Here is a 17,747-nt window from a genome sequence, read left to right as displayed (position 1 = left end):
TGCTACCATTATACTTTTTAGATCTATTTTTTTAGATCTAATGAATAAAGGCTCTCAAGCGACATCTATAATAGTCGCACAATACATGTTAAAAGCTATATTTTAGTTCCTTGAACTGAAATGTAGCTTTTTCATTTTCTACCCCTCCATGATAAACTGATCGACAGTATGTATCATGGAGGGGTTCTTATGTTTCAACATGTGATTGAGATCCCGCAGACGCAGGAGGACCACCCTATTTGGAATCAGCAGTTGCGGGGGGCAACCTATTGCCGTACCAGCACGAATCAGGAGGAACAAAATTCAAGCCTGGAAAACCAGATCGCGTATTATACAGCTTTCATTCAGAGTAATCCCTTGTGGCGATTCGTGGCTGTTTGCGCGGACCAAGCGTCGAGATTGCACACGAAAAACCGCTCAGGCTATCGGAAGATCCTGAGAGGCTGCCGGAGAGGGAAGATCCATTTGATCCTTGTCAAATCGCTCAGCCGCTTTGGAAGAGATGCCCGGGAAGCTATTAGCACAATCAGAAAGCTGAAATAAATGAACGTAGGAATTTACATTGAGTTAGGAGGTATCTTTACCATGAAGCCGCCAGACAGCGTGATCGATCTGTATGCTGCCTCTGCACAAGTGGAGAGCCAAACTCGCAGCGAGAACATTAAGTTTGGCATTCAGAATCGCATGCGGAGCGGGAAAACCATTTTGAATTACATACAGTTTCTGAGCTATACTAAGGGGCCGAATGGAGTGCTGCAGATCGTACTGGAGGAGGCCGAGATCATCCGAAAGATTTTTGACCTCTACATCCAGGGAAACGGCGTCCGGAAGATAAAAAGTATCTGGAATCTCACGGCATCAAGACGGTCACCGGAAAAACGGAGAGGAGCACCTCCACCATTGACCGGATGTTGAATTGTGCGATTGGGTTTTAGAACCGGAGCGTTCAGAAAGAAGTCACCGTAACTGACCGTGGACTGTTCCAGACGGGCGATGTCTCCGGCGGTGTAGCCGGTGAGCCAGGTTGTGACCTGGTCCACCTCTTCTCGCGTGCGGCCTTTCCGCTCCGCTTTTGCCACCAGCAGAGGATAGAGCTTTGCAAAGGGCATTTGAGTGACATCCATACGGGCATGACAGCACCTCCTCGCTTTCTGTTGCCATCATATCATACGCGGTTCTGCCTGGCAATTCAGCAAAGTAAGGGAAAGCGGTTTCCTGGATTCCCGGCATCTTTTGAATCATCTCATAGGGTTTGGATACCGTATGCCGGGTCACCTTGGCCCCTTGGCAATGACGCTGTAATTTGTCTCTTCGGGTGGAACTTTATGTGCGTCCAGATCTCTTGTATGTTTTTCAAGACAGAGGTACCATTTTTTCAAACTTTGAGGTAAACTGTACCGCCTAGAGTATCACCGTGGGTCATGGATTCTGGCCGAAACTTTTCCGCTGACCACATGTAAGACCACAGACAGAGCTGGAATACACGGAAACAGCGGAAACAAGAGCGATGGAAAGTAACTGATTTGAAGCGGAAATGACTATAAAGCAATATAAACGCCTATAAAAAATTCCGGAAACCTCTTTGGGACTAGAACTCATTAAAAGCGATTAGAAAAAAATAATAGTATCAGAATAAACCGTACAACAAGAGAGAACGGTCTGCCTTGCAAGTTGCCTCCGACCTATGGATACCAGGGCGGCAGTTATAATTTCATTGCAGAGAGAGATTCCTGCTCCGCTTTACAGTTATGTGCCTGCATGAAGGCAAATATTTCCCGGTAGGCACAGAGCATAGGTGACTGCATGACTTTCCGATCTTCTGCGGTCAGCGGACGGTAATGTCCTGCCTGGAAACAAGCTTGCAGGGTAGCAAGATCCATTCCTGAAGCGGCAAATGGAATTCCGGTTTTTTGTTTCAGGTTTTCCAGTATCAAAAGACCGTATGGATCCAGATCTCCATAATGCAGATAAACAGCATCCGGTTTGGAAGCGTAAACCATACGAAGAAAACTTGCCCGTGCGGAATTTGGGAAACCACCCAGATATAAAACGGCTCGATCGTCTGAGGGAATGTCGTGATAGGTAGTGAGGTTTTCTACGGTAATGACTGTCCGGGGCTCCAAAAGGACAGACCGTATGGCACTCAAACCGTCAGAGGTCAAACCGATACCACCTGGAAGATCAGTAACACGGATACATGAGTCCGGAAACTCCAATATCCAGCCTCCTTTCAAATAGAGGTAGGTTGGATTTTCCAAAAGATTGTAATATTCCAGGATCTGCTTCTTTTCTACCGGCTGGTCTGTCAAATCGGAGAGAATACTGCGGATAATCCCGGAAATAGAGTGAAAGTGCTTGGAGTCATGGAATACGGCCTCGGAAAAGTTGCGCACATAGGTCTCTTTGTTTAACTGCCCGATTTTTTCCAGAGCCAGCAGAACATCCCGTAGTTTCTCAACATTCCCCTGAAGGCCGTATCCCGGTGAACGTCCTGCCTGCAGTGCGGCCATCAGCTCTCCGGCGAAGCGGCTGGAGAGAGTATCCGGGTTTTGTCTCTGGGCATCCAATAGAAGCTGCAGTTGCTCCTGCCGGGTTTCCTGGGCTGGTTTCCGCCCTAAAAATTCATAGATTTCCTGAATGTGGTCCAGCCGCAGAGTAATCTTGGTGTAGTATCCCTGGGCACTGCGGGGGGCGGCAACCATCTGCCAACTGGAAAGGCGCGTCACCGCATCGTCAATGGCCTGCTCCTCCTCGCTCAGGTGGTCCCGGTATATGGGATAATACTTTGCGAGATCAAAGGTTACCGCCCGCTGGGGCTTACCGTTCTGGGCAGAAGTTCCTTTCCTGCGTTCATAGCGATCCACCATCGCCGTGAGAATTTCGTGGGTGTAGTCCATCATTCCCTCACATCCTGATAAAATGGGCGGACAGCATTGCGCGTACCGCTTTTGATAATGGAACAGGTGGTGTCACAGTAGGGCTGGATGGCCGAGGCCTTTTCCACTGTGGTGATCAGTACCGTCTGTAGCTGCATTTTGCGCAGCATCTGCATCATGGGGCGGATGCGGTCGCTGGTCATGCGGCTGAACGCCTCGTCCAGCAGTGCCAGGCGAATGCTGTTCTCGCATTTGTCGTAGATCTGCAGCAGGGATGCACAGATTGCAATATAGAACGGCGCCTGATTCTCTCCGCCGCTGCTGTCCTGACTGACCGCAGAGAGGCGGGTCACGCCGCCGGTGATCTGGTTGCGGCACTCAATATCATATTCCAGGTAGTACCGGTAGTCCACATAGCGAGACAGCTCTGTGGCCAGATGCTTTCCCTCTTGGCGGCGCTGGGCATTGGCTTTCAGCTCTGCTAGGATCCGCTCCATCAATTCGTCCACCTGCGTTTCGTAGGCCGGGTCATTGCGGGCCAGAAAATCTTCGATACTGCCGTCCCCCTGGATCCGCCGGTTGCTGTCCTGCATGATTACATCATAAAATGCCCGGCGTTCGGGATCGGCGCTGGCCTGGACAACGAACTGATAGACCTCCTCACCGTACTGCAGGTTTTCCATTGTGTGGTTGAGTTCCCGGAATTGCCGCTTGGCGTTATAGATATCGTCCTTCATCCGATAAAGAATGTCTTCACGGAAGCGCTGGCGGCACCGTTCTTGTGCCTGGTGCAGACTGGTAGAGTACCGTTCCAGATCTACATGAACCAGCCGTTCCTGCTGTTCCCGGAAGGTCTCGATGCCATCCAGCCCCAGAGGATAATCACAGGTGTAGATGGTGTTATACTCCCGCTGCCTGGGGATCAGCTGATCCCGCAGCCATTCGTCCAATGCTTTATCCACCTGATTTTGATAATTCGTTTGGTATTGGACGATCTTGTCCGGGGGACGGCTGCGGGCTGCGTCCTGATATTTTTTCTCTACCTCTGTCTGCAGCAAGGGTTCCTGCTGGCAAAACGCCAGCCAGCCTGCTCTGGCGTCTTCCGCCTCCCGGCTGGCCTGCTCCTGCATCCCTTGTTTTTCCTGGACTTTATTCGTTTGGGAGCGGAGGGTGGCTTCGATTTCCACCCGCTTTTGATCCTGCCGCGTCCATTCTTCCTGGCAGAGATGTTCGGCGGTGATCTTTGCCTGGAGAATGGGATTTTCCTTCCACATCTCGTATTCCTGCCGTGCCTGCTCCAGCGCCTGCCAACTGGCTTGGTGCCGCTGGACGCTGCCCCAGTTTTTGCGCAGATCCTCCAGAACGCTGCTGTGCAGAACGCGGCGGCATTGCTCCAGAATATCCCGCAGGGACTGTGCCTGGGCGGTGCACTCGGTCAGCTGTCCGCGCAAAGCTGAAAACTCCTCCCAGGCAGCTTTCAGCTGCTGCTTGCGGGCTTCCATACCGATATACAGCACGGGCGTTCGCAGACGTGCCAACCGATAAGGATAGTGCCGCAGAAGATCTTTTGTGGCGCTCTGGGGATACGCTTCCAGCGCCTCCGACGTATCGCAGCAGACGATTTGCCCCAGCAGGTTCTGCACATAGTATTTGGCCAGCCAGTTTTCACTGGTGACTTTGGCGGCGAGAGTACTGAGTTGCGGGGAGGCGGCGTCTTTTTCGCCATCCCGCTCCAGAGCAGGACTGTCCAGAAGGCTGACCTGTCCGACCTCGGCTTTCAGATGCTCAAATACCCGTTTGGCGGTACGGTAATGCCGGGGGGAGACGAAAATGTCGAAGCGGCGGTTTCCCAGACAGGCTTCGATACACGCCTGCCAGTCGGGCTCTTGTACCGTCAGGATCTCGCAGAGAATGCGGGCATCGGCCTCCATACCCTGCTGGGCCAACTCCCGGTTGATGGCCTGGCAGACCCGTTTTGCCCGGTCCTGATCCGGATAGACCAACTGGCCCTTTTCCAGCGTTTCAATTTTCGCCTGAAGGGCTTTTTGCCGCTCCTTCAGCTGTTGGAGATCGCTTCGGACCTGAAATTCCTCCTGATCCAGGGAATCTTCCCGCTCCCGAAGCAATTGTTCCATGGCGGTGAGCTGCTCCGTCTGCCGCTGCTCCGGCAGCTGCTCAATGGCATCCGGCATCTGTTCGGCCGGAAGTGCTCGTCTGCAGTCGGACAGCTTTCGATTGAGGGCTTCCAGCTCCTGTTTGGCGTTTTGTAGAGAGGAGAGGGCTTTTCGGGCCTCCGTGTAGTCTTTTTCACGGTCTTTTACCAGATCCTCGAAGACCTGCAGCTGCTGGCGTTCCGGGCTGTTCTGGTTTTCCCGCAGGGCATCCATCCACCGCTGGTGGGCCTGCTCCGTCCGCTCCTTCTGATACTGCAGCTCTTCTTGCAGACGGTCGATCTCCCGGTTTCCGTCGCAGATGGCAGAGAGGATCTGCTCCTCTGCCCCCTCTGCCGCCTGTTGGCTGGCATATAGAACAAACCCCTGGTTCACTCTGCAGTCCCGCTGCTTGGAACGGGCAGTTTCACCCAGGGTACCGATCTCCGTCAGCAGCTGCGCCCGCTCCTTTGCCTGGAGCAGCACGTCGTTCAGATGATCCAATTCGATCTGCTCCTGCTGCAGTGCTTGGGGGTCAATTTCCGGCTGGGGGAGGATGTAGTGATAGATGAATTCCCGGAAGTCCTCAATGTCGTCCATCCCGGTACCCATGGGAAATACCGCACAGAATTTCTTCCCCAACGGGGAGTCTGCTGCTCCAATCCCCAGCGCGCGGCAGATCAGGTCTTTTGCCAGCTTTTGATTGTCGGTATCCCGCATTTTCCCATTTTTCGGGCAGAACTGTTCCCGCTTTGTGGGAATATAGTCGGGGCCCAGGAAGGGGAGGTCCTCCAGCATGACGCCCCGGGGAGAGATGTACCAGCGCTGCTGTACGTGACGCATGTCCTCGTCAGGTTTCTCAGATTCCACCCGGACCGTAATGACAAAGGTGTCCTTCCCAGGGGCTGCGGTATCATCCCGAAATTCGGCGCCGACATAGGATACAGTATGCCCCTTGCGGCTGTACCGGGGACGGTCTCCGTCCTGATCCCGCTGTTTGCCGTGTACCGAGCCCAGCAGTGTTCGCTTGCTCTTGCGGTTGCCCAGGGCGTTGAAGCTTTTGCTCGTGGTGAGGCAATACCGCAGGGCGTCCAGGATCGTGGTCTTGCCCACACCGTTGACGCCGATCAGATAGGTGATCTGCTGGATATTCAGAAGGTCGTTGACAAAATTATGCCAGTTGATCAGCCGCAGGCGGCACAGTGCAATCATACATCATCCTCCTCACCGGCTTTGCGGTATTTGTCCAGTGCCGCTGCCGTCTCATCCCTGGATGACTTCAGGACATTGTCTGGCAACGCCAGAATAACAGTGGGATAGATCTCGATTTTGGCTTCTTCCTCGGTGAGACGGTCCAGCGGCTTTGCCAGATTGTAGGTCTTGAGGGTCCGCAGGATGGCTTCCAGCGTGATCCGGTCCAGCTTGCGGGGAAGACCCAGCTTTTGATACTCCTCCTGGATCTCTCCCACTGTGGCGACGACATGCGCTCCATCCAGAGAGAGCTTCTCCCGCTTTTGCAAATACAGTAGCCGGAAAATTAACAGCAGGATGCTCTCATATTTATTCAGCTTCGCTTGGTTGCCCTCATACTCGCTGACCAGTGCGATCACCTTCAGAGGCGCGGAATGGTAGACAACCGTATAGCCAAGGGGCTTGAAGATCCGGCGCAGCTCCTCCAAGTGATTGACCGCATAGTAATGCTTTTCCAGCAGGTCTTCCGCCTGCGACGGAAGAAAGCAGTGGTTGAGCAAATAGTTGGCGACCTCTCTTACGTCCATAGAAACCTCTCTTTCAGCTTCGCCTGCGTATCCAGAACTGCTGGAATCGGAACCCACCGCAGGAGACCCATTCCTCCTGTTCGGAGATCTCATAATTGCGGTCGGGGGATTGTGAGTATGTGTGAAGTCCGATGATTTTGATAAATTCCTGACTTTGCGTGGAAGCCAGTTCCAGAGCGGAAACCGTCTCTCGGTGGTTCAGCACCTGGCCGGCAAAACGATTTACATTTTCCAGAGTGACCGCCTGGCGGACATATTCCAGCAGCAGTTCCTGCTGGCGCTGGAGTTCCTCCTCGGATATGGGCGGTTCCGGAGGTGCCTGCTCGATAGGAGTGGGTTTTCGGCTGTTAACGGCTGGCTTGAGAAAGTTCCTGCCTAGGATCTCTGTGGGATAGAATTTCCAATGGCGGCTCAAGGGGCTCTCGTCTGGCTCGAACAGCTCTTCCGGGCGCTGAATGGTTTGGGCGTAATACCGCAGCAGATCGCTGATTTTTCCTTGAGCGGAGCCGTCGGAGAGCAGCATGAACTGTGCCCGCTGCACAGCCCGCTTCCGGTAGGTCACATGGTTGCGATCGATCTCCGAGAGCAGATCCCGCATAATCTCCAGATCATCCCGCACTTTCTGAACCAGCCTTCGTACTGCAATGGCGGCTTCCGACTCGCTGACCCGCTCCACTCTGCAGTAATCCGCAGCCAATGCCTCAGCATACTGCCCGTTGCAGGCATCCAAGCCCTCTAGGATCTCTGTCCTATATTGGAACAGATTGTCACTGGTTTTAAAACGGTGGTAGGCCGCCACCACGACTTCGTCCTCATATTGCTGAAATAGGTCCAAGACTTCCTGAGGGGTCCGATTCCGAGTCAGCTGGTCGATGTAGCTCCCGATAGATGCATTGAGCTGCCGCAGAGAGGTGTTCAGGTCCGCCATGTCAGCGGAGACCTCTTTGAGCACATTTTCATAAGGGCTTTTTTCGTGCTCCATGTCCTGGAGCAATCGATAAGCCTTTAAAAGCTTTCCGCTGTATGTGACAGTCTTGGGATGGAGCAGTTCATCAAAAAGTTGCAGCAGACGGACAGCCAGGGCAGACAGGGCCGTGCGGTTTTCCTCCTCATATCCGCCCTCCAGATCTTCCACCCACCCTGCGTCCCGTAAACGGCGCACAAACAGCAATCCTTGGCTCCTGGCATCCGTGGCTGATTCGCCCGGGGAATCCTCTTCATCAAGCGGCAGGATCGTGCCCAGTCCTTCCATATAGGTCTCTGCCAGTTCTGTAAGAGCACCTTTCCCGATGCTGTAGTCCTGGGATGTGCTGCATCTGTCCCAGATCAGCATCAGCAAGTCAGCATAAATGCGCTGATTTCGCCCTGTCAGCGGCCGGAACATTCTCGGATTGAGTAAATCAAAAAGATTCATTTTGAGGCCTCCCATTCAGGCAGAGAGAACGGCTAAAGTATCTAAAGCATCAGGCTTATTCGTGAAAAAACTTTTTGTAGGACTGTTCTCTGGGTTGTTTCTACAGCAAGCAATCAAAAAGAGTATGGTCCTGTTATTTTTTGGTAGCCAGCTTTGTCAAGATTAACTTTATAGGAATATTCCGGTTGTGTCAAGCGCATCTCCAATACCTGAAATATCATCGGCAAAAAAGAGATGGGGTGAATGACAACCTCTTTTAGGGCCATTATAAAATCCGGGCACCTGTAGCAATTGAGCATTCAAGAAAATCCGCCGTAGCCTCAGAGACTACGGCGGATTTTTGGGGGGAGTTCTTGACAGATGTTTTCTTTGATATAGCGACACAAAAATTGATCGGTTTTCTCTCAAAAAAGTCTTGTATGTTTTTCGAGATAGAGGTACCATTTTTCAAACTTTGAGGTAAATTGTACCACCTAGGGTGTCACTGTGGGGCAGGGATTCTGGCCGAAACTTTTCCGCTGACCACATGCAAGACCACAGACAGAGCTGGAATACACGGAAACAGTGGAAACAAGATCGCTAGAAAGTAACTGGGTTGGAGCAGAAATGATGATAAATTACTATAAACAACTATAAAAAATGCTGAGAACCTCTTTTGGGAGAATACGCCCGGGCCACCCCACAACTTCATATCCGGGTGTAGCGCAGTTGGTAGCGCGCCTGCTTTGGGAGGATAGACGGTCTATCCATTCCCCCAAAAGTGAAAGCCCGGAAGTCCTTGGGACAGTAGCCTGTGGCGGAAATCCCCCGCCTGAAGATCCCCCGCAAAACCGGCCTTGACCACAGCACTGCCCACAGACACGAAAAACTTGCTTTTTCCTTCTCCGCATAGTATCATGCAGAAAAATCGAATATCCGGGATTAGCGCAGTTGGTAGCGCGGGTGGTTTGGGAGAATACGCCCAGCCGGATCGCCTAACTTCATAACGGGGTGTTGCGCAGTTGGTAGCGCGCCTGCTTTGGGAGCAGGAGGCCCAGGGTTCGAGTCCCTGCACTCCGACCACCTTTCTTTGAAAAACCGCCTTTTTAGGCGGTTTTTCTGCGTTAAAAGTTTGTTTTTGAGTTTCACTTGACCACATTTCAACTGTGGTCAGAGAGGTAAAATTGTCGTTGTAGCCTTGTATGGTAGAGTGGCAAAAACCGCTAAATCCCTAACCAATCCCTAACGGGTGCAACTCGGTATTTTCGCCGCAGATACGACGGAAACTTGAATTTTTCGGCATTATCCCTTATAATTATTTTACGGTGAGCCTTTGTATCACCAAGGCCGCCGTGTGGGTGTACTCCCACGCGGCTTTTTTGCAAAAAGGGGCAGATGTATATGCGGACTAAAAGAATTATTGCTAAGTGTGAACAGCATTCAGGATACGGTGCAGGCGCTGGCGACACAGAATATTATGAATACGAATGTCCATGTGGAAAAGGAACAATTATCGAGGAGCATGACAACATTCCAGGATTTAGAGAGCATAGTGTATATCTTCACTGCACTACATGTAGCAAAGAGTATATCATTGATACTTCCGCTGGAACAAGAAACTGGAAGATCGTGCGAAAGAAGGTAAACCGGATGAAAACTCAACCGTATATTTGTCGAGTTCATATCGAAAACTTTAGAAACTTCCATTCAGCAGATTTTTCTCTTGGCGAAAAGCAGGTATTAATTGGCGAAAACGCAGTCGGCAAAAGTAATCTTCTTTACGCACTTCAACTGATTCTTGATCCAACGCTTTCTGAAAAAGACAGAATGCTTGAAGAATCCGATTTTTGGGATGGTATAGAAAACCCTATGGATAATGGGCATTATATATTGATTGAGATCTATCTCGCAAATTTCGAGGATAATAAGAATTTGCTTGCCCAGTTGGCTGATGCGTCGGTAATGGTAGAAGGCAAAGAAACATTAAAAATCAGCTACAAGTTTTTTAAAAAAGATGCTACAAAACCAGACTATAGCTACATCATCTATAAGGGAAACGATGAAAGCAGGGCTTTTACATATGAAGATCGAAAAATGCTTAATATTCGTGTGATAAAAGCCATCCGTGATGTTGAGGCAGAAATGAAAAGTTCCCGAACTTCTCCTCTAACACAAATTATTAAGCAAAAATATTCTGTCAGCAAGAGTGTACTTTTAGAGATATCAAAGGCTCTTGATGAAAAAGGTGCAGATACTTTACAAATTGGTCAAGTAAATGATTTAGAGAATAGGCTGCAACGGTTATTGAATGACATGGTGTCCTTTAGTGCAGATGAGTTCAGTATTTCTCTGAAAACAATGAATATCGATGCAACTAAACTTCTTTATGCCCTACGACCTCTAATTAACAGCCGAGAAACGGGCAACACAAGTTTGGGAATCAACAATATTCTCTATGTAGCTTTGATTCTACTACTCATTGAAGATGATACTATCAAAACATTCCTATCCGGCGATTTATATCGTGAATTGATAAAACAGGATCATGAACATTTACTTGAAAGAAGTTATGAAAAATCCGCCAGCTCCGATGACTACGCCTTGAATCTTGCGGCTCTGCAAGATGCCACATTATACGATGGTCTATATGCGTTCTTTTCGGATTTTGTTCCAACAGCGAATGGCATCACCATTCTTGCTGTCGAGGAGCCCGAATCGCATCTCCATCCAATTTATCAACGGCTTCTCTATCGCCATATTATGAACAAAACTAACACCTCTGTAATAATCACAACTCACTCAACACATATATCCTCAGTTGCACCCATTACGTCTCTTGTTCATCTAATTACGACAAAAGATGGTACCGAGGTAAAAACAACAGCAGGCATTGATTTGTCTGAGGACGATTATGCGGATTTAACAAGATACATTGATGTCAAACGAGGCGAACTCTATACTGCTAAAGGTATTATTTTTGTGGAGGGAATTTCCGAAGAATATTTGGTTCCCAGTTTTTCAAAAGCCAAAGGATACGACCTTGATCGTCTCGGCGTAGTGATTTGTAACATAAATTCTACGAATTTTGAACCGTATTGTCGTTTCGTAGGTGCACTTGGTATTCCTTATGTTATTATCACTGATGGTGATTATTATCATATAGTTGATGAAAAAAAGCATTTTGGAGATATTGAAGATGCAAACCATGTGGGCAAGGGCTTTGATGGGATTGATCGTATTTATCGAATGTATCAAGGCTCTGTTGATCCGGAGTATATCCATTTGAATAATGAGGAAAAGCGCAAATACTTTGAAACATTTGGCACTTATATTGGTGAATACACACTTGAGGTGGATATCTTCAAAAAGGCCACTGGGCCAGATCGAGATGTTCTATGTTCTATTTTTAATCAACTAACAAATGGTGGCCAGGTTCAAAAAAATAACTTCTCTGCAGAGCTTTCCTCTGGAAGGTATAACAAGTGCCTTTCCAAAATAGAGTCAACTTATAGTGGAATCGGTAAAGGCCGCTTCGCTCAACGGTTAGCCACTCATATATCTGCCTCGATAATTCCAGAATATATATCGAATGCAATAGATGCGATTGTTGCAAAAGTTAGGTGAATGTGGTGAATGCTTATTTTGAGAAAAAATTGCAGGAAATAAGCGAAGATGACATGCAGTTTGCTGCATATAAAGCTGTAAATAATACAGTTGTAATTGCTGGACCTGGAAGTGGGAAAACAACAGTTTTGACTTTGAAAGTTATGCAACTATTAGCCGAGATGATTTATCCACCACGCGGCCTTGCATGTTTAACATATAGTACGGAGGCTGTCCGAGAATTCAAAAGTCGGTTAGTAAAGTTAGGGTTGGAAAAGCGCAAAAATGTTTTTCTTGGTACAGTTCACAGTTTTTGTCTTTCAGAAATTATTACTCCTTTCGCAGCCCTATATCCGCAATACAAAATACCACTGCCTATCCGGATTATCTCTGAAGCTGAAAAGAATCGTCTCTTTAATTCTCAGAATTATGAGGGAACTCCAAAGCTCATTGATGTAGATAAAGAGCGCACAAGGAATATAAAGGGAATTAGTCGTGTTGCGATAGAAAGCTATGATATTGCACTAAAGGCTGCCATCTCTTTTGAAGAACTCTTGATACAAAACGAGTATCTCGATTTTATCAGCATGGTGAAAAAATCTGTAGAACTCATTAAAAATGAGTCCTATGTACGCAAAGCACTTGAGGCTAAGTATCCTTGGATTATTGTCGATGAGTATCAAGATTTGGGAAAACCGCTTCATGAACTTATTTTAACGCTATTAAATCTTACAAGAATTAAAGTTTTTGCTGTTGGGGATGCAGATCAATCAATTTATGATTTTCAAGGAGCAGCTCCTGATTACCTTATAGAATTAAGCCAACGCCAAGATGTTTCTTGCATTCACCTGAAAAACAATTATCGAAGTTCACAAACAATAGTAGATGCCTCGGAATATGTTCTAAAAAGTAGCCGGGGATATATTGCTTCTGGAAAGCTCCAAGACTACCACGCCAAACTGGAATTCATCGAATGTTCCAAAGGGATGGATGAACAATATGAAAGAGTTATTGAGCAGATATCCAGATTTCACACAGAAGGCATACCATACCACGAAATAGCAGTTTTAGTCGGAAATAATAAACAAGTAACAGAATTGGCACAAGAATGTTCCAGACAAAATATTCCGGCGTATATTGCTCGTCAAACATTTAGATTAACAGATCTTATTATCTGGATTCAAAACTGTGCAAAGTGGGTTTCGGATAAATGCTCCGTCTCATTTGATGAAATTTGCTCAACTTGGAAATCGTTTATTTCTCAAAAGCGGATCATTAGTGAAGACGATTACTTTTTACTTAAAAGAACAATTTTTCAAACTTTAACTGCAAGTAAGGTTTATAAGGATAATCTATCGGAATGGTTATGCTATCTTGACAAAAAGGTGGGAATTGTTTCTGCTTTTACTGCTTCAGAGCGATATCCTGACGAGATTGATAATTACAATAAGTTGCTCGAAACAGCACGAAGCCACGATACGCAGCTAACGATTAAGTTTCTAACACGGCTTGGTATCCCAGAAAATCAAGTTGTCCTAACAACCAGGCACAGCTCCAAAGGGCTTGAATTTGATGTTGTGATATTGCCGGGCATGGAAAAGGATAGCTTTCCCAGCTACTATGATAACACTCCAAGAAAACTGGCAGAAGCCCGAAGGCTTTGTTTTGTATCAGTTAGTCGTGCAAGAAAAGCGTGTATTCTTATTCGTTCAAAGAATTTGCAAAATCAATATGGGAGATGGTTCAGTAAAGAACCTTCGCCGTTTTGGGTTGCATTGCAGGAATTTCAAGATAGTCGAAGTGATTACTGAAGGCTCCATATTAGTAATTAGTGTTTTCTAATACATCCTAAAGGGATTCCCTGGACAACAAAAGTGATCCAGGGAATCCCTTTGCTCACTTAGACTACCTTTTCAAAAGGTATCACCTTGCACCGGCTCTCCTCCGGCGGATCAGGCGGTTCCGGTTCCGGCTTAGCCGTGGCCGATTCCATGAAGCCGCCGATCTTCTCTGCCGCGCCTCGCTGCATATCGTTGGTGATATGCGTATAGGTGTCCAGAGTGAACCCGGCGCTGTAATGGCCCAGCATACTGGACAGGGTCTTCACATCCACACCGCTGGAGATTGCCATCGTGGCGAAAGTGTGTCTGAGGTCGTGAAAGCGCACGTGCTCCTCGATGCCTGCGTTTTTCAGCAGCTTCCGGTTGATCCTCGACACGGCGTCCGGACTCCAGTAGCCGCCCGTGCGGGGCGACGGGAACAGGATGGGGTTGTCCGGGTGCTGCTCGTGCTCCTGTACCAGCAGGTCGACCGCCTGCTGCGACAGCGCCACCTTGCGGACAGAGTTTTTCGTTTTCGGTTCTGTCACATCCAGCTCGCCCTCCATGCGGGTGACCTGCTTATTCACCGTCAGAATGCGCTCTTTTACATTCAAATCTGTCCACTGGAGCGCCAGCAGTTCGCCCCGGCGCAGGCCGCTGGACAACTCCAGATAGAACATAGGCAGGACGCCGTACTTCTCCGCTTCCTGGAGGTATCTGCCGATCTTCTCCGGCGGGAGGATGGTCATCTCTTTCTTGTCCTTGGGCGGGATGCGGCAGTTCTCGCAGGGGTTGTACGGGATGAGCCGCTCTTTCACCGCCTGCTTCAGCGCCGCCTGCAGCACCGCATGGACACGCCGCACGAAGGTGTTGGACAAGGCTTTGTCATTCTGTTTCGCCCCACGGGGCATCCTGCCGTTTTCTTTCAGGTCGTTATACATTCTCTGGATGTGGATGGACGAGAGCTGTTTGAGTTTGATCGCGCCGATGGCCGGGATGATGTGGTGTTCAATGATCCCTTCATAGCCCTTGGCGGTGTTGTAGCGGATGTTGGGCTTGTTGTAAGTTTCAAACCACAGGCGGCACCACTCCGCTGCGGTGTAGTCGCCCGTGTGATTGAGCGGCACGCCCCGGTTTTCCCGAATGGCTTTCGCCAGCTTTTCTTTGCACTCCGCCTGGGTCTTGGCGGACACGCTTTCCTGGATGGCCTTGCCGGTGACTGGGTCGATGCCCTGGGTATATCTGCCTTCCCAGCGGCCGCTGGGCTTTTTGCGGATGCTGCCCTCGCCGTTGGCTCGTTTCTTTGCCATTTATGATCCCTCCTTTTTAACACAAACACATACCACAGAGTTTTTGGAATAGCTACTAAAATATTTCAGATTTTTTCGCGGCCTGTTCGTCGATCCATTCCATGAATTTGTCACGGGGAACGATGATGCGGCTTCCCAGTGTGATGGTGGGGAAATCCCTGCGGTGGGCCACCTCGTAGGCGTGGGCCAGACCGATGCCCAGCACATGGGACACATCCTCCACGGTCAGCATCAGCGGGAGTTCGTCAAAAGAATTGTATTTGGATTTTCTCATTCAGTTCCTTTCTACCTTCCGCCCAGAAGGATTTAATTCTTTGTTTTGCGGCCCAGTTTTTGCGCCTCTTACATGGTCAGATTGGGCCACTGCTCCTCATGGTCATCCAGCTTGTGGCCCAGGGCCATGCGCTTCTCCTGCAGCTTCTTCAGCCGCTTACGGTCGATTTGGATACCACCGGGGCGCGACTTGGGAACGGAGTTATCCCGGAACACCCGGCTCATGTGATGGAGCAGCCGGGTGACTGCCAGCATTGCAGAGGGAGGGCGGTTTTCTTCCAGATGGTTCAGGAGATACTGGGCATACTGGTTACCCTGCTCGGCGGATCGGGTCAGCCAGTGGATTGCTCGTTCCTCATCACAGGGGAGTTCCTTTCCGGTGAGGTACAGCTTGCCCAGCATGTACTGGGCGTAGGGATTTCCTCTCTCCGCCGACCTGGTGAACCACTCCACCGCGGCATCACTATTTCGTTTGATCAAATCGCCTTTGAGTAGTTCCTTGGCCAGCCGATACATGGCGTAGCTGCTTCCGTTGACCGCGGCGGTGTACAGCCAATTCATTCCCTGCCGGATATCCCGTACCTCCACATCATCGGAGAGGTACAGCTTGGCCAGAGAGTACTGCGCCACAATGTGTTCCTGCTCCGCCGCCTGTTCAAACCAGTACCGGGCATTCGCCGAGTTGGGTATCAGCAGAGGACCGTCCCGCCAGAGCTTTCCCATCAGGTACTGGGCGTACATATCGCCGCTTTCCGCCAGCTTTTCCATTTCAGAGACGGCTTCGCCGCGCTCCTCCATGGTCAGGCTCTCGTCCCGGATCTCATCCCGCAGTGTCCAGTAGTCGTAGGAGGCGTTGCGGTATTCCTCCGGCTCGTCCTGCTGATTGAGACCCTTCTCCTCGAAGCCGATCTCACCCAAGCGCAGGCGCTCCGCTTCCTGAATGACCGCATTCTTGATCTGCCGGAACTCCTTTTGCTGTGAGAGCGGGATGCGCTCCTGGGGCTTGTCGTGGTAGTAGGCAGCCACCTTGCCTTGCAGGAGTAGCCACTGGTCATAGCACTTGCTCACGGCTGGGAGCCGTTCCATCTCGTCCACGATCTCATCCACCAGATTCTTCAGCCGTTTGGGGAGGTAGCCGTAGGATTTCTTGCCCTTGACTGTTCCGAGCTGCGCCGCCAGCTCCAGCATGAGCCGCTCGGCATCCGGGTGGTCACATACGCTGTCCTGCATGGTACGCACCAGTTCCAGCATCGCCCGCCGCGCTTGGCGCACCAGCTCATCTCTGGACTCTGACTTCTGTTCGTAGAGATGGAGCATTTCGTTGCGGAAGATATCGTTGGTCAGCTTGGACTTGATCTGACGGATGCCCTCTTTGGAAAGATAGGCCTGTCCCGGCTTTGCGGACCAGGCCATCAGGTGGATATGCGGGTGCTCGCCCTCGTCGTGGAAGGCAGCATACCATCGGAAGTCACCGGGCGGTATCTTCATTGCCGCCGCGATGTCGTTGCGGTGCGCCCGAATGAGATTTTGCCACGCCGCGGCGTTATCGAAGCCGAGCCGGACCGCATCCTCCCGCTTGAGAGAGATGATATGCGTCCACACGTTTCCGGTGTAGCGCTCCAATTCCTCCATGGATTTCTCCAGAGAGACCGTTTCCTCATCACCGAACAGACCGTGTGCGCCGATGCGCTCGGCACGAGGCCGGGTGGCGATGTACTTCATGTACTGGTCTGACTCGTGGATGGCATCCCAGTTGGCTTCCAGCGCCAGCGTGATGAACGCAGAGGCGTTGACTTTCGTGGGCTTCGTCAGGTAGTCCTCGTACTCGTAGAGCGTCTTGCTGTCCGGGAAGTCCTTGACCAGTTTGGCGATGAGCTGCTCCTGCTTTCGTGTGGGCGGACGGTCATCCGGGATAAGCTCCACCCGCTCCCGCGTTGCGATGTAGCGAAGGTATCCGGAGGCTCCTCCGGTGCTTTTGATATAAGGGCTCTTGAGGATCAGTCTTGCCATTCATCATCATCCCAGTCCTGCTCCTGACGGGAGCGTGCGTATTTCTCCAACGAGATGAGACCGTTTGTGGTCTTCACATTCCGGACGCTCTGTGCCCGCCTGCGCTTCAGATCATCCTGATCCATCTCGAACGCTTCCGCGATGATGCCGTTGGTCATGTCCTGCTCCACGCATCTGGTAAAATCTCTGCGGGCGATATAGTCCTCCATTCTGCTCAGTCTGCCGTCAATGGCAGACTGGATCGCCATAGGCAAAAGCGTTTGGTTGTCCTGTATCTCCAGATGGTCCACATAGAAGTTCACGGCTTTCTCGATGAACTCATTTTTGCTCTGGCAGTTGTCGGCGGCGTACCACTGCTCGATCCTTCTTCTGGTTTCCGGCTGCATCCGGAATGCAATGCGCTCTCTGGTTTCTTTACTCATTCAATTCCTCCTTTTTGCTGTAAGACATCCTTGAAAAACCCTGCAACACGGGGCTTTTCGGGGAAGCTGACGCCATCGGAGCTTTTTTTGTCTCTCAAAGACGCCAGCTTCA

At 50.1% G+C, this 17,747-nt stretch carries 12 protein-coding genes and 1 tRNA gene; 4 read left to right on the top strand and 9 right to left on the bottom strand.

Going from position 1 to position 17,747, the window contains the following annotated elements; translation table 11 throughout:
* Positions 1-168: 168 nt before the first annotated feature.
* The gene (locus EIO64_RS19125; RefSeq protein ID WP_119311108.1) at positions 169-543 is read left to right on the top strand and encodes a recombinase family protein; all 375 of its coding nucleotides are present in this window, start codon (positions 169-171) and stop codon (positions 541-543) included.
* Positions 544-803: 260 nt separating this feature from the next.
* Here the strand turns inward: EIO64_RS19125 and EIO64_RS01500 are convergent, their stop codons facing one another.
* The 5 genes from EIO64_RS01500 to EIO64_RS01480 form a co-directional block, all read right to left on the bottom strand.
* Positions 804-1,124, bottom strand: coding sequence for a DUF2200 family protein (locus EIO64_RS01500; RefSeq protein WP_119311107.1), 321 nt, complete (start codon positions 1,122-1,124; stop codon positions 804-806).
* Positions 1,125-1,703: 579 nt separating this feature from the next.
* Positions 1,704-2,900 (bottom strand): Wadjet anti-phage system protein JetD domain-containing protein, encoded by a 1,197-nt coding sequence (locus EIO64_RS01495; protein ID WP_119311106.1) that lies wholly within the window; start codon positions 2,898-2,900, stop codon positions 1,704-1,706.
* On the bottom strand, positions 2,897-6,238 hold the full coding sequence (locus EIO64_RS01490; RefSeq protein WP_136890722.1) for an ATP-binding protein: 3,342 nt from the start codon (positions 6,236-6,238) through the stop codon (positions 2,897-2,899). The genes EIO64_RS01495 and EIO64_RS01490 overlap by 4 nt, the downstream gene beginning before the upstream one ends.
* Positions 6,235-6,804: a DUF4194 domain-containing protein gene (locus EIO64_RS01485; protein WP_249390765.1), complete on the bottom strand. Its 570-nt coding sequence runs from the start codon at positions 6,802-6,804 to the stop codon at positions 6,235-6,237. The genes EIO64_RS01490 and EIO64_RS01485 overlap by 4 nt, the downstream gene beginning before the upstream one ends.
* 13 nt (positions 6,805-6,817) lie before the next feature.
* Entirely contained in the window at positions 6,818-8,137 is a 1,320-nt protein-coding gene (locus EIO64_RS01480; RefSeq protein WP_249390764.1) for a Wadjet anti-phage system protein JetA family protein, read from the bottom strand.
* A 1,067-nt stretch (positions 8,138-9,204) separates the two neighbouring features.
* Between EIO64_RS01480 and EIO64_RS01475 the strand changes: the two genes are divergently transcribed.
* The 3 genes from EIO64_RS01475 (at position 9,205) to EIO64_RS01465 (ending at position 13,611) form a co-directional block, all read left to right on the top strand.
* A tRNA-Pro gene (locus EIO64_RS01475) sits at positions 9,205-9,280 on the top strand.
* A gap of 318 nt (positions 9,281-9,598) precedes the next feature.
* On the top strand, positions 9,599-11,821 hold the full coding sequence (locus EIO64_RS01470) for an AAA family ATPase (protein WP_249390763.1): 2,223 nt from the start codon (positions 9,599-9,601) through the stop codon (positions 11,819-11,821).
* Positions 11,818-13,611, top strand: coding sequence for an ATP-dependent helicase (locus EIO64_RS01465; protein WP_249390762.1), 1,794 nt, complete (start codon positions 11,818-11,820; stop codon positions 13,609-13,611). Before EIO64_RS01470 ends, EIO64_RS01465 begins: the two co-directional genes overlap by 4 nt.
* An 89-nt stretch (positions 13,612-13,700) precedes the next feature.
* Here EIO64_RS01465 and EIO64_RS01460 read toward each other — a convergent pair whose 3' ends face one another.
* The 4 genes from EIO64_RS01460 to EIO64_RS01445 form a co-directional block, all read right to left on the bottom strand.
* A complete protein-coding gene (locus tag EIO64_RS01460) occupies positions 13,701-14,930 on the bottom strand; it encodes a tyrosine-type recombinase/integrase (RefSeq protein ID WP_136890720.1) in 1,230 nt (409 codons plus the stop codon).
* Between the two features lie 55 nt (positions 14,931-14,985).
* The gene (locus tag EIO64_RS01455) at positions 14,986-15,204 is read right to left on the bottom strand and encodes a helix-turn-helix domain-containing protein (protein WP_119981460.1); all 219 of its coding nucleotides are present in this window, start codon (positions 15,202-15,204) and stop codon (positions 14,986-14,988) included.
* 68 nt (positions 15,205-15,272) lie between these two features.
* A complete protein-coding gene (gene mobP3 / locus EIO64_RS01450; protein WP_136890719.1) occupies positions 15,273-17,213 on the bottom strand; it encodes a MobP3 family relaxase in 1,941 nt (646 codons plus the stop codon).
* Positions 17,201-17,635, bottom strand: a complete 435-nt coding sequence (locus EIO64_RS01445) for a hypothetical protein (RefSeq protein WP_136890718.1) — start codon at positions 17,633-17,635, stop codon at positions 17,201-17,203. The genes mobP3 and EIO64_RS01445 overlap by 13 nt, the downstream gene beginning before the upstream one ends.
* Positions 17,636-17,747 lie beyond the last annotated feature (112 nt).

The sequence above is a fragment of the Dysosmobacter welbionis genome, assembly GCF_005121165.3.
Classification (GTDB): domain Bacteria; phylum Bacillota; class Clostridia; order Oscillospirales; family Oscillospiraceae; genus Oscillibacter; species Oscillibacter welbionis.
The sequence above is the reverse complement of the archived record's forward strand: the minus strand, read 5'-3'. Positions and strand labels throughout refer to the sequence as shown.